Consider the following 12,166-nt stretch of genomic DNA (forward strand, 5'->3'; position numbering starts at 1 on the left):
ATCGCGAATTCAGCCAACTCGCAGGGGTGGGTTCGTGGCGGCGGCACATGGTTCGTTGACTCGACAACGGCCGGCGTGGCGAATGCGCAACCCGCTTCTTCTGGTGCGGCGTCGTTGCCGAGCGCGTTCCCGCCGAGTGACGACGTGGAGGCGGCCAGCGAACCCAACCGCGCGGCGGCACGCGGCTAGCATTCGGGTCCATCGGCGCCTCCTCTGGAGGCGACCAGAGCATTCAGCCTATCCCGTCGTCTCGACGGTTGACGTTACCGTAGGACGGCCCGGTTCGGGTGGAGTTCGCCGAAGTGCAGACCGCTACTTTGCGTCGGACGCGGCCCTGGCGCGGTCGAGGAGTCGTTTGGCCTTGTCGATGAGCGCTTCGAGGGTGAACTCGAAGTTCGTGTCGGAGACGGCGTCGCCACGATTGGCCAGGGTGGCCACCTTCATCGCCGTGGGGCTGGCGTGAGCTAGGAAGTCCGCGCCGACGACGCTCGTGTTCATGACGCGCGTGGCCATGGGTGCTCCGCCGGTGCCCTGCTGTCTGGCCAGGTGTTCCACTAGCGCGCTACCCCGGCTGTGCACGGAGAACGCGAGGTACACCTCGAGGGCGTCGTCAGGGTTGAAGCCGGCCTCGACCAAGGTGTCGACGACGGCCTCGATCCTCCCGAGCGCGGTCCTGGTGGCATCGGGACTCAGCTCGCCGACCCGCATCAGCACCAGGTCGCAGAGCACGGGATTCTGACGGAAGACGTCGCGCATCTGTCGAAAGTGGGTGCGCAGCGCCTCATCCCACGTCTTCCCGTCGACGAACGTCGTCTCGAGGTGGTACTCGCGAATGGCGTGGTCGAGCATCGCGTCGAGAAGTTGTTCCTTCTTTCGGAAGTGCCAGTAGATGCTCGTGACGGGCACGTCGAGGTGCTTGGCCAACTTCGGCATGTTCAAGCTCGCCAGCGAGATCTCCGTGGCGAGGTCGAAGGCCGCCGCGATGACGTCGTCGGGGGTGATCGATCCACGGGGACGGCGGCCGGGACCGTCGGAAGCGGTGCGCCGATCAGGGGAGGCGACGTCTGGTCGCGCATCAGTCATGTCGCCTCCTCGTCGCGCACCGAGGTTCTTACGGTAGCTCGTGCGGTGGCGAAGACGGCAAGTCAGCCGTCGCTCGGGCGTCGACCGCCTGCGTTGAGTGAGCGCTCAGCGCGAAGAAGTTCGAGTGGACGCCGCCGCCAGCGCTATCTCAACGCGATCTCACGCGGCAACGCCTAGATCAGTCGCCAATCGCGCGGACGGTGGTCCATGACGTGCGGCGCGGTGGCGACGATGGGATGTGACGCGTCGTCGCTGAGCCCGTACGACTTCGAGTCGTTGAGGTGCCGGGTGGCAACGGATCTGGCGAGGTCGGGATCGCCGAGCTCGATGGCATCCGTCAAGGCGGCGTGTGACTTGAGCACGGCCTGCCGCTCACCGGTGGACGGGTAGGCGCCTGCGTCGGACCGTTCGGTGACCTGCCGGTGGCTGTTCCACAGGGCCTCGAGACTGCCGAATACCGCGACGAAGGTGTGGTTGCCGCAACCCCTTACGACCATGTCGTGGAATTGGCGGCCCAGTTCGGTGAAAACCGGTCCGTCTGAGATCAGTTCGGCCATCTGAGTGTTGAGCTGGGTCAGCGCGGGCACCAGCTCGATGGCCCGATCGGGCCGCTTGGCTGCCAGCGCGGCGCACATCGGCTCGAGTTCCTGAAGCGCAGCCGCCAGGTCGCTGAGCATCACTTCTTCGCTTTGGAGCAACAGTCCGAGCATGTACGCTGTACTGGCCTTGGCCGGTGCATGCACGACTGCGCCTCCGCGATTGCCGCGCCGGACCGATACCAGCCCCTCCGTCTCCAGGATGCGCAGCGCTTCGCGCAGCGACACCAGGCTGACGTTGAACTTCTCGACGAGCACCGCCTGCGGTGGCAGCAGGTCGCCGTCGGCGAGTTGACCGTCGATGATCTGCTGTCGGAGTTCTCCTGCCACGGTCTCGGCGATCCGGGGCGAGGTCAGCCGACGCCGGGCTGGCCGGTCAGAACCGATCGCAGTCATGGGCATCCACCAGCGGCCGTCCGGGAGCCCAGTGGTTGCCGCTCACCACCGCGCTAGGCTTTCATAACTATTTTAGCAGTATTAGAAGGCGTTTGACCCAAGTCCGTGCGGGACGACTGCCATCGTTGCAGCTAGTTCAGTCGTCGACTGTTCGGCATCATGGCTAAGATTGCGAGTTAGCTCATGCGTGAGCGGCCGACAACTATGGAGAGGTCACACTATCCAATGACCGGGCCGACGCCACTGACTGACCTTCGGGTGTTGGAAATCAGCGATCGCATCGCCGGGGCATACTGCGGCAAGTTGTTCCGGGACGCGGGTGCCTCCGTGGTCAAGGTCGAACCCGAGTCGGGCGATCCGCTCCGCCGGTACACCGCCACTCGGTCGGCGTTGGCACCTGGGGCGGACTCGCCGTTGTTCACCTTCCTCGATGCGGGCAAGCACAGCGTGGTCGCGGAGTTGGACAGTCCCGTCGTGGCGGACCTGCTCGCTTGTGCCGACGTGGTGGTGCTCACGGCGAGCCGGGCAGCCGCGGAGCGGGCGGGGTTGGGCCCGGATCGACTTCTCGGCGTTGGAGCTCCGCCCATCGTCGTCACCATCTCCGACTTCGGCTGGACGGGTCCGTGGGCCGAACGTGCGGCCACCGAGTTCACCCTCCAGGGCTGGTGCGGCGCGACGGGGTTTCGTGGAATGCCCGACGGCCCACCGATATCAGTCGGGGGCGACGTCGGCGAATACGTGAGTGGCACGCTCGCGGCCTTCGCGGCGCTCGCCGTGGTGCGGAGGGTCGGGGGAGGCGGTCCGGGGGACCATCTCGACCTGGCCCTGCTCGAGGCGATGACCCTGTCGATGCAGAGCTCGGAGTGGCTGCACACCCATCTGCTGAAGGTTGGCCCCATCCAGCGCTCCGTCGAAGTGCCGTCCATCGTCGAGGCCAAGGACGGGTTCGTCGGCATGACCTTCATCACCGGCCAGCAGTGGCTCGACTTCACCGCGATGGTGGAATGTCCTGAGCTGGGCGAGCTTCCGGAATTGAAGTTCCAGCTGGGCCGGTGGGGTCACCGGGACAGAATCCATGAGCTCATCGGGCCGTGGATGCGTGCCCACACCGTCGCGGAGATCGTCGAGCTCGCTGAACTGTTCCGGCTGCCGATGGCGGCGCTGGGCACCGGGGCCACCGTCACCGAACAGGACCACTTCCGTGCGCGCGAGGTGTATTCGCGCAATGAAGCGGGTCTGTTGGCGCCCCGCCCGCCGTGGCGTATGACGCTGGCCTCGCCCGCTGCCCCGGCGCAGGCGCCCGCTCCGGGCGAGGCGGACACCGGACCGGGCTGGACGCCGCGCACCCGCACGACCGGGGACGGTCCCGTCGGCCTACCGCTGCACGGAGTCAGAATCGTTGACCTGACGGCCTTTTGGGCGGGTCCGTCCGCCACCCATCTACTCGCCGCGTTCGGTGCAGAGGTGATCAAAGTCGAGTCGATACAGCGGCCCGACGGGATCCGCTACTCCGGTGGCATGCGGACGGACGTCGACGACTGGTGGGAGTACGGCTGGGTATTCCAGGCGGTCAACACCAACAAGAAGTCCGTCACGTTGAACCTGGAATCGCCGGACGGCATCCGGTTGCTCAAGCAGCTCGTCGCCGGGGCCGACGCTGTGACCGAGAACTTCTCCCCACGCGTGATGGACCATTTCGGGCTCGGAGCCGACGCGCTCCTCGAAGTGAACCCGAAGCTCGTCGTGGTCCGGATGCCCGCATTCGGGCTGGACGGCCCGTGGCGTGACCGCGTCGGATTCGCGCCGACGATGGAGCAGATCGCCGGAATGGCCTGGGTAACAGGGGTTCCCGACGGTCCGCCGATTCCGCCGCGCGGCGTGTGCGACCCGCTTGCGGGCGCGCATGCAGCGTTTGCGTTGCTCGCTGCGCTCGACTTCGCCGACCGCACGGGCGAAGGGCAACTGGTCGAGCTGGCGATGATCGAGTCCGTGCTCAACGTCACCGCGGTGCAGACCCTCGAAGCTCAGGCGTTCGGAGTCGTCATGGAGCGGCAGGGCAATCGTGGCCATGGGACGGCCACGCAAAACGTCTACCGATGCGCCGGCGCCGACGACTGGGTCGCCGTCACGGTGCGCGACGACGCCGAATGGCGCGCGCTGGTCGAGCTGATGGGCGCACCCGACTGGGCCAACGACGACCAGTTCGCCACTGCCGAGGCCCGCCGTGACCACGCCGACCTCGTCGACGAGCGGCTGGCGCCCTGGTTCGCCGCCCACGATGCAAGCGCCATCGTCGAGCGACTCGCCGCCGCGGGAGTGCCTGCGGCTGAGGTAATCTCGCCGTCAGACGTGACAGGCAACGAACAGCTAAGAGTGCGCGGGTACTTCGAGCCGCTCGACCACCCGAGCACGGGTGCTTGCGTGTATCCGCGGCCGCCGTTCGCGCCCATCGGCGGGACCGACGGCCGCTGGCTGCGGACGCCCGCGCCGACGCTCGGTCAGCACACCGAAGAGGTACTGCGCCGGCTGTGCGGCGTGACGGACGAGGAGTTGGCGGGCTTGACCGCCGACGGGGTGATAGGCACCAGACCCAAGGGGCTATAGGTCAGCGCGCGACGACGGTGACCGGCCACTTGTCGTAGATGAACATGTTCGAGATGAGCGACGGGTTCGCCACGCTCGGCTCGCCGAGCTCGATGCGCTGAATCCGGGGGAGCAGTTCGTCGAACACGGCCCGAATCTCGGCTCGCGCGAGCATGGCGCCGAGACAGTGGTGCGGTCCGCCGCCTCCGAACGTGACGTGCGGGTTGGATTCCCGGCCGATGTCGAAGCGGAATGGGTCGGTGAACACGTCCTCGTCGCGGTTGGCCGACCTCAGCATCGCCACCACACGCTCGCCCTTCGGGATGTGCTGGCCGCCGAGTTCGATGTCCACCTTCGTGGTGCGCGTCCAGTAGGTGACCGGAGTGCTCCACCGCAGCACCTCTTCCACGGCGGATTGGCGCACACTCTCGTCTTCTTGATAGCGCGCTATCTGTTCCGGGTTCTCGACGTAGGCCTGTAGGCCCATGGCGAGCGCGTTCTTGGTGGTGTCACTGCCGGCCAAAGCCAGTACGAAGAAGAAGATCTCGAGCTCGGCCGACGGTAGCGACAAATCCTGACCGTCCTCGTCGGTGATCACCGCCGACGCCAAAGTGCTCCAAATGTCGTCGGCCGGGTGCGCCCGTTTTTCGGCGGTCAGCTGCTGCGCATACTCGAATATGGTGGTGTAGAGCCCGATTTGGTCCTCTTCGGACAATTCGAACGCGGGCGCCTTGGACTTCAAGATCCGATCGAGGCAGTCGTAGATCTTCGGCCGGTCCTCCTCCGGCATTCCGATGATGTCGGCGATCACCGACATGGGTAGCGCATCGGCGACGTCGTCGATCCAGTCGCCTTCACGCTTCTCGATCAGTGCGTCGACCATCGCGGCGGCGCGGGTACGGATTCCGTGCTCGAGCTTGGCGATCGCCTTTGGCGTGAACGCGCTCGCGATGACCCTGCGGCGTTTGTTCAGTTCTGGCGGATCCATGTTGATGAGTGTGGGCATTTCGGAAAAGGTGCCCATGTCCTGGATCAGCGGGCCGTCGACGGCGGTGAACGAGTCGATGTCTCGGTGGATGCGTTGGGCGTGTGCGTGCTTGGTGGCCACCCAGAAGTCGGTCCCGAGCATCCGCTGGACGCGTTCATTCGTTCCGTGGCGGAAGACCGGCGCGTTGCGGCGTAGGTCGGTGAACACCTCGTCGGGGAAGCCCTCGCGCCACACGTTGTAATCGGACAGATCGACCGAAGCCGTGGTTCCCATGTGCTGCCCCTCGCTCTTGCTGCGACTCTGATTGACGCTTAATGTTTATTATAGTAATAATAGCCTTATGTCGCAGGCCACGGCCAGCCCGTCGTGTCCACCGGTGCTGCGATGTCCGACGTTGGAGGAGCTGACATGACGAACACGGTGTCCGACGTGGCGCATCAGAGCGAGCGGAGCGAGGGGGATTCGAGCTCGACGGTCGATCCCTCGGAGCGGGAGTTCGGTCCGTCGGGGATTGCCCTGTCGCCGTACCGATTCCCCACCGGTTGGTTCATCGTGGGGTTCGCTTCGGACCTCGCCGTGGGTCAAGTCAAGCGCATGCACTACTTCGGCGAGGAACTGGTGATGTTCCGGACCGAATCGGGTGCGGTCAACGTGCTCGACGCATACTGCCTGCACCTTGGTGCGAACATCGGTGTCGGCGGCACCGTCGAGGGCGAGCACGTCGTGTGCCCGTGGCATGGCTGGCAGTGGAGGGGCGACGGCACTAACGCGCTGATCCCGTACAGCAAGATCGGCTGCAAGCAGAACGTTCGCATCAAGACCTACCCCTGCCAGGAGTGGTACGGGTTCATCGTGGTGTGGCACGAGCGCCACGGTCGGGCGCCGTACTGGCAGCCGCCGGTGCTGCCCGACGTCGAGAACGCCGACTACTACCCACTGCATCCGCACTCGCGGATGGTGAACCGGGTCAAGGTCCACGCGCAGATGATCATCGAGAACGCCGCGGACCCGTACCACGTGCAATTCGTGCACAAAGCGGACAGCGCCGCCAACACCACGTCGTTCCACGCCGATGGCTACCACCTTCATGCAACGGTGACCGCGAACTTCGGCGGCGGCCGCGCTGCGACGTGGCTGACCCCAGACGGCCCAGTGGACGCCAACATCGTCTACGACAACTACTCGCTGGGGCTGGGCATCGTCCGGTTCCCCAAGGAGTTGGTGGAGACCATCGAGGTCACCGGTCAGACGCCAGTTGACGAGGAGTACACCGACTACTTCTACACCCAGGCGTCGGTGCGCGAGCCGGGCGACACCGGCGACGTTCCGATGGGGCGGGCCGCGAAATTCCTTCAGCTACAACAAGAAGTCATCAAGCAGGACTTCTTCACGTGGGAGAACATGAAGTACCTGGAGAAGCCCAACTTGGCTCCCGAGGAAGCGCGCGACTATGCGGCGCTCCGGAGGTGGGCGCATCGCTTCTATCCGGGCGAAGAGGCCTCGCCCGGCGACTTCGGGTACCTGCCGGACGGGCAACCGGACCCGGCCGCCGCGAGCGCGTGATGGTCCGCGGCGGAGACACCTGCGCCGCCCCGGCCACCTACGGAGTCGCCGAGTTCACCGTCCCCGCGGTGTTGGACGTCCGCGCTGCCGAGTTCGCCGACCGCACACTGATGCGGATCGATGGGGTCGACATCAGCTTCGCCCAGATGCGCGCCCGCTCGAACGCAGCCGCCAATGCGCTTCTGGGGTTGGGCGTTTCCCCCGGGGACACCGTCGCACTCTTCTCCGGATCCACCCCGGAGTGGGTGTACTTCTGGCTCGGCGCGGCTCGCATCGGGGCGGTGAGCGCTGCGGTCAACGCCGCGAACAAGGGCGACTACCTCCGCCATGCTCTGGCGGTCTCGTCCGCCAAGGTCGTCGTCACCGACACCGCTGAACGATGCGCACGCGTGCTGGAGGTCGCAGGCGAACTGGATACGTTGCAGATGGTGCTCGCCGACGAGCCCCTTGCTGCGGGCGAGTCCGGCCTCTTGGTGAAGTCGACGCAGGCCCTGCTCGCGTTGGCCTCGGACGCGAATCCTCCTGCCGAACTGGGCTTCTCGCCGATCGACACGGCCGCACTGTTCTTCACCTCGGGCACCACCGGGCCGTCGAAGGCCGTCGCGACCAGCTGGCATTACCTGTTCACGGCCGCCGCGACGGTCGCGACGTCATGGGAGTTCGCCGAAGGCGAGTCGATCTGGTCGGCGATGCCCTTGTTCCACCTCAGTGCGGTCGCCACGATCCTGGCTCCGATGTTGGTGGGCGGTACGACGGTGCTGGCGTCCATGTTTCGGCCCACGCAGGTGTGGGATGAGCTCCGCGCCAGTGGCGCCGTGGGTTTCGTCGGGGCAGGTGCCATGGTGTCGATGCTGTGGAATCTGCCCGCCGCGCCGCGCGACGGCGAGCTAGGACTGCGGTTCATCTCGGCGGCCCCGATCGCGAGGGAGCTGTACCGGGCGATCGAGCAGCGCTACGCCTGCCGGGTCGTCACGATGTACGGCCTCACGGAGGCGTTCCCCGTCGCGGTGAAGGCGGTTGGCGAGGAAGGCGTACCGGGCACTTCGGGCCGCATCAATGATGCGTTCGACGTGGCGGTCCTGGACCATGGCGACACCCGAGTCGTCGACGCCGTCGGTGAAATCGTATGTCGTGGACGCTCATCCGAGGTGATGAGCCAGGGCTACGTCGAGGAGTCGGGGACGGGGTTGCGGGTCCGGCCATACGGAGAGTGGTTCCGCACGGGTGATCTCGGCCGGATCGACGCGGCAGGAAATCTGACCTACGTGGACCGGGTGAAGGACGCGATCCGGCGCCGCGGCGAGAACGTGTCGTCGGTGGAAGTCGAGAGTGTCGTGATGGCCTACCCCGGGGTTGCCGAGGCGGCGGCCGTCGGCGTGCCGAGCGAGCTCGGCGAAGAAGACATCCTGGTGGTTGTTCGGGCCGCTCCGGCAGCTGAACTCGACCCGCGTGGCCTGCTCGACTTCTGCGCCGACCGCATGCCGTACTTCTGCGTGCCGCGCTACGTGCGGCTGGTGCCCGAGCTACCGAGGAATGTCGTGGGCAGGGTCCGCAAGGACTTGCTGCGAGCGAGTGGTACCGGGGACGACAGTTGGGACCGCGACGCGCACGGCTACGTACTTCGACGCTAAAAGGAGAAACAGCATGACGTTTGGCTATCAGCAGCAACACGTTCTGGAGAGCACCGCTGCGCGCGCGGCGATCTCGAACCTCAACGCGCGTCACAACCGGCTGTACTCGGCGGGTGACCGCGTGCCGTGGCTCGCCACGTTCAAGCACACCGGCGCCACGCTCACCATCGGCGGCCAGACGTACGCCAAGATCTGGGAGGCCTTCGACGGCGGTTCGGGTCGGCTGATCACGGTCGATCACGAGATCGAGGTCGACGGGGTCAACGCCACCCAGCACTGCGTGGCCATGAAGTTCGACGCGTCCGGACACGTCCTCGCGATCGGCACCTACACCGACGTGCTGATCTACGAACGCGGTGGGTGGTACTACGCCAATCGGACCCTGGCGTGGGATTCTGCGTCGGGCCTGTCAGCCACCGGGTCGTGAGCCCGTCGGCCCGCGCTCGGGTTGCCATGGCCGACGGGGAAATTCGTGACCTGCTAGCGCAGTGTCGCACGATGACCGTCGTGACCAACGGGCGCGACGGCTGGCCGCACGCGACCGCGATGTGGTTCGCCGTCCACGGCGACGGCGTCGCGTTCATGGCCTACCGGCGGTCGCAGAAGTGCCGCAACCTCGATCGTGACGACAGGGTCACCTGCATGGTCGAGGCCGGGTCGTCATACGAGGACTTGCGCGGCGTCCAGCTCAAGGGGCGGGCCACCGAAGTCGCCGCTGACGAGCGGGTCGCCGTGGCATGCGCGATCGCACAGCGCTATTCGGAACAGCCCGTCGACCCAGCCGAGGTGGACCGTCGGATTCAATCCCGCGTCGTCTACGCGGTCGCCGTCGTCGATGCCGCAAGTTGGGATCACCGCAAGCTCGGTGGTCCGGGGCCGACATCGTGAATGCCCCGTTGAGTTACGAGTTCGTCTTCGGCACATACGAAGACGCGCTGAAGATGGTCGGCTACCGTTCGGAACCGCGAGTGGCGGCGACCGCCGTCAGCGGCGCGCGGATACAGATGTTCGCCGCGACGGTGCGCGACCCGAACCCCGGATACTGGGACGTCGACTTCGCCGCACGGACGTGGGGCGGACTCATCGCGCCGCCGGCGATGCTGATGGGTTGGCTCATTCCGCCGCCGTGGGAGCCGACTGGGCGGCCCCCGGTGCCGTCGATTGCCGTCAGGATCCCGCTTCCCGGAACCAGTTTCGTCAATGCATCGAACGAGGCCGAGTTCCTCGATCCGATCCGCGAAGGGGACCGGTTGACGGTCGTCGAGGAAGTCGTATCCATTTCGCCGGAGAAGACCACCCGACTTGGCACCGGCCACTTCGTCGAGACTCTCGAGACGTATCACCGCGATGATGGCAGTCCCGTTGCGACCAACCGGAATACGTTGTTCCGATTCACTCCGGCGGACCGGGCGTGACGGCCACCGGGTTCGATTGGGCCGCCGTGGTGGTGCCGTCTGAGCTGCCCGACGTCACCGACGATCCCATCAGCTACGAGCGGGTCATCATGAACCCTGGATCCACGTGGGACTACTTTCCCGGACATTACGACCCCGAATACGCCAGGGCCATCGGGCAATCGACGATCTTCGTCAACACGATGCACGTTGCGGGGTTCATCGACCGGGTGGCGACGGACTGGGCGGGGTCATATAGCAGGGTGGTTCGGCGCAAGGTGTCGCTGGCGGGGTCGATCTACGCAGGCGACACGATCACTGGCCGCAGGCGCATCACCGGCAAGCGCCAGCACGGTGACCGGTGGTTGATCGACATGCACGTCGACGTGGTCAACCAGCGCGGAGAGTTGTGTTGTCCCGCCGACGTGACACTCGACGTCTCGAAGGCCGTAGAGCGAAGGGTGCCATGAAGATTCCCTCGTACGACAAGCTGTTCGTGGGCGGGCGGTGGTGTGAACCCGCCACCGACGGACTCATCGACGTCGTGTCGCCGCATACGGAAGAGGTGATCGCGCACGCGCCCGCGGGCTCGCCTGCCGACGTCGACGCCGCGGTGCGCGCCGCCAGGGCGGCGTTCGACGAGGGGCCTTGGCCGCGCATGTCACCCGAGGCTCGGATCGCGAAAGTCGAACGGTTCGCGGAGGTCTACGCCAAACACGTCGACGAGATGGCCGAGCTCATCACCGCGCAGATGGGCTCGCCTGCCAGCTTCAGCCAGCTCGGCCAGGCGGCCGGGGCGGCCTCGATGATTCACCTCAGCACCGCCATCGGGCGCAAGTATCCGTGGGTCGAACGGCGCCAAGGCGTACTCGGCGAAGTGCACGTGCGCCGAGCGCCGATGGGCGTCGTCGGCGTGATCATCCCGTGGAACGTGCCGCAGTGTCTGCTGATGCCCAAGCTGATCCCAGCGCTCGTCGCGGGCTGCACCGTGGTCGTCAAACCGGCGCCCGAAACCCCGCTCGACTCACTGTGGGTGGCCGAAATGCTGGAGGAGGCCGACCTACCCGTTGGCGTCGTCTCCGTCGTCTCCGGAGGAACCGACGCCGGCGAGGCGCTGGTGCGTCACCCCGGCGTCGACAAGATCGCGTTCACCGGGAACTCTGCGACTGGGCGCCGCATCGCCAGCCTGTGCGGGGAGCAGCTCAAGCGCTACAGCCTCGAACTGGGTGGCAAGTCAGCGGCCATCGTGCTCGACGACGCCGACGTCGGCCGTACCGTCGCGGGCCTGAAGATGGCCAGCCTGATGAACAACGGCCAGGCGTGCGTCGCGCAAACCCGCATCCTGGTCAGCGAAGCGCGCCACGACGAGTTCGTCGATGCGCTGGCCGACATGATGTCGGGGCTCGTCGTCGGCGATCCCACCGATCCGGCCACCGACGTCGGCCCGTTGGCGGCGCAGCGCCAGCAGCACCGGGTGCAGGAGTACATCCGGTCCGGTCAGGCTGACGGGGCGCGAATGGTGTTGGGAGGGGCGGATGCTCCGCACGATCGCGGGTGGTATGTGCGACCGACGCTGTTCGCCGACGCCACCAACGACATGCGCATCGCTCGCGAGGAGATCTTCGGACCGGTGCTCACGGTGATCAAGTACCGCGACGAACAGGACGCCGTACGCATCGCCAACGACAGCGACTACGGACTGGCCGGATCGGTGTGGACCCGCAACGTCGCGCACGGGCTGGAGCTGGCGGCGCAGGTACGCACGGGGACCTACGGAATCAACATGTTCATGCTCGACATCAGCAGCCCCTTCGGCGGATTCAAGCAATCGGGCATCGGCAGGGAGTTCGACGTGGAGGGGCTCGACGAATACGTCGAACTGCAGTCGGTGGTCAGTGCGGGCAAGCTGCCTCCGCTGGCGAGGGAGTAGCG

The 12,166-nt window shown here is 66.3% G+C and carries 11 protein-coding genes; 8 read left to right on the forward strand and 3 right to left on the reverse strand.

Features of this window, described 5'->3' with window-relative positions; translation table 11 throughout:
* Positions 1 to 312: 312 nt before the first annotated feature.
* Together SLQ33_RS10985 and SLQ33_RS10990 are read right to left on the reverse strand one after the other, a co-directional pair.
* Complete coding sequence (locus SLQ33_RS10985) at positions 313 to 1,083, reverse strand: TetR/AcrR family transcriptional regulator (RefSeq protein WP_319453876.1); 771 nt, start codon at positions 1,081 to 1,083, stop codon at positions 313 to 315.
* 173 nt (positions 1,084 to 1,256) lie between these two features.
* Positions 1,257 to 2,075 carry a FadR/GntR family transcriptional regulator gene (locus SLQ33_RS10990; RefSeq protein ID WP_319453877.1) on the reverse strand — a complete coding sequence of 273 codons (819 nt, stop codon included), beginning with the start codon at positions 2,073 to 2,075 and terminating at the stop codon, positions 1,257 to 1,259.
* 204 nt (positions 2,076 to 2,279) lie between these two features.
* On the opposite strand from SLQ33_RS10990, the gene SLQ33_RS10995 reads away from it, so the two are divergent.
* A complete protein-coding gene (locus SLQ33_RS10995) occupies positions 2,280 to 4,679 on the forward strand; it encodes a CoA transferase (RefSeq protein ID WP_413467630.1) in 2,400 nt (799 codons plus the stop codon).
* 1 nt (position 4,680) lies between these two features.
* Here SLQ33_RS10995 and SLQ33_RS11000 read toward each other — a convergent pair whose 3' ends face one another.
* Positions 4,681 to 5,919: a cytochrome P450 gene (locus SLQ33_RS11000; RefSeq protein WP_319453879.1), complete on the reverse strand. Its 1,239-nt coding sequence runs from the start codon at positions 5,917 to 5,919 to the stop codon at positions 4,681 to 4,683.
* Between the two features lie 135 nt (positions 5,920 to 6,054).
* Here SLQ33_RS11000 and SLQ33_RS11005 point away from each other — a divergent pair, with 135 nt between their 5' ends.
* The 7 genes from SLQ33_RS11005 to SLQ33_RS11035 are packed head-to-tail and all read left to right on the forward strand — an operon-like array spanning position 6,055 to position 12,164.
* Positions 6,055 to 7,209: a Rieske 2Fe-2S domain-containing protein gene (locus SLQ33_RS11005; RefSeq protein WP_319453880.1), complete on the forward strand. Its 1,155-nt coding sequence runs from the start codon at positions 6,055 to 6,057 to the stop codon at positions 7,207 to 7,209.
* The gene (locus SLQ33_RS11010; RefSeq protein ID WP_319453881.1) at positions 7,209 to 8,840 is read left to right on the forward strand and encodes an AMP-binding protein; all 1,632 of its coding nucleotides are present in this window, start codon (positions 7,209 to 7,211) and stop codon (positions 8,838 to 8,840) included. The genes SLQ33_RS11005 and SLQ33_RS11010 overlap by 1 nt, the downstream gene beginning before the upstream one ends.
* A gap of 13 nt (positions 8,841 to 8,853) precedes the next feature.
* Positions 8,854 to 9,267 carry a nuclear transport factor 2 family protein gene (locus SLQ33_RS11015; RefSeq protein WP_319453882.1) on the forward strand — a complete coding sequence of 138 codons (414 nt, stop codon included), beginning with the start codon at positions 8,854 to 8,856 and terminating at the stop codon, positions 9,265 to 9,267.
* A gap of 26 nt (positions 9,268 to 9,293) precedes the next feature.
* Positions 9,294 to 9,728: a pyridoxamine 5'-phosphate oxidase family protein gene (locus SLQ33_RS11020; RefSeq protein ID WP_319453883.1), complete on the forward strand. Its 435-nt coding sequence runs from the start codon at positions 9,294 to 9,296 to the stop codon at positions 9,726 to 9,728.
* Between the two features lie 53 nt (positions 9,729 to 9,781).
* Positions 9,782 to 10,255, forward strand: coding sequence for a MaoC family dehydratase N-terminal domain-containing protein (locus tag SLQ33_RS11025; RefSeq protein WP_319454343.1), 474 nt, complete (start codon positions 9,782 to 9,784; stop codon positions 10,253 to 10,255).
* On the forward strand, positions 10,252 to 10,704 hold the full coding sequence (locus SLQ33_RS11030; protein ID WP_319453884.1) for a MaoC/PaaZ C-terminal domain-containing protein: 453 nt from the start codon (positions 10,252 to 10,254) through the stop codon (positions 10,702 to 10,704). The genes SLQ33_RS11025 and SLQ33_RS11030 overlap by 4 nt, the downstream gene beginning before the upstream one ends.
* Positions 10,701 to 12,164: an aldehyde dehydrogenase gene (locus SLQ33_RS11035; protein ID WP_319453885.1), complete on the forward strand. Its 1,464-nt coding sequence runs from the start codon at positions 10,701 to 10,703 to the stop codon at positions 12,162 to 12,164. The genes SLQ33_RS11030 and SLQ33_RS11035 overlap by 4 nt, the downstream gene beginning before the upstream one ends.
* Positions 12,165 to 12,166 lie beyond the last annotated feature (2 nt).

This window comes from Mycobacterium sp. RTGN6, from assembly GCF_033804605.1.
GTDB lineage: Bacteria > Actinomycetota > Actinomycetes > Mycobacteriales > Mycobacteriaceae > Mycobacterium.

Bases quoted from the DNA above. Each gene is read 5' to 3' on its own strand.
- SLQ33_RS10985 (WP_319453876.1), bottom strand. From the start codon at position 1,083: ATGACTGATGCGCGACCAGACGTCGCCTCCCCTGATCGGCGCACCGCT.
- SLQ33_RS10990 (WP_319453877.1), bottom strand. From the start codon at position 2,075: ATGACTGCGATCGGTTCTGACCGGCCAGCCCGGCGTCGGCTGACCTCG.
- SLQ33_RS10995 (WP_413467630.1), top strand. From the start codon at position 2,280: ATGGAGAGGTCACACTATCCAATGACCGGGCCGACGCCACTGACTGAC.
- SLQ33_RS11000 (WP_319453879.1), bottom strand. From the start codon at position 5,919: ATGGGAACCACGGCTTCGGTCGATCTGTCCGATTACAACGTGTGGCGC.
- SLQ33_RS11005 (WP_319453880.1), top strand. From the start codon at position 6,055: ATGACGAACACGGTGTCCGACGTGGCGCATCAGAGCGAGCGGAGCGAG.
- SLQ33_RS11010 (WP_319453881.1), top strand. From the start codon at position 7,209: ATGGTCCGCGGCGGAGACACCTGCGCCGCCCCGGCCACCTACGGAGTC.
- SLQ33_RS11015 (WP_319453882.1), top strand. From the start codon at position 8,854: ATGACGTTTGGCTATCAGCAGCAACACGTTCTGGAGAGCACCGCTGCG.
- SLQ33_RS11020 (WP_319453883.1), top strand. From the start codon at position 9,294: ATGGCCGACGGGGAAATTCGTGACCTGCTAGCGCAGTGTCGCACGATG.
- SLQ33_RS11025 (WP_319454343.1), top strand. From the start codon at position 9,782: ATGGTCGGCTACCGTTCGGAACCGCGAGTGGCGGCGACCGCCGTCAGC.
- SLQ33_RS11035 (WP_319453885.1), top strand. From the start codon at position 10,701: ATGAAGATTCCCTCGTACGACAAGCTGTTCGTGGGCGGGCGGTGGTGT.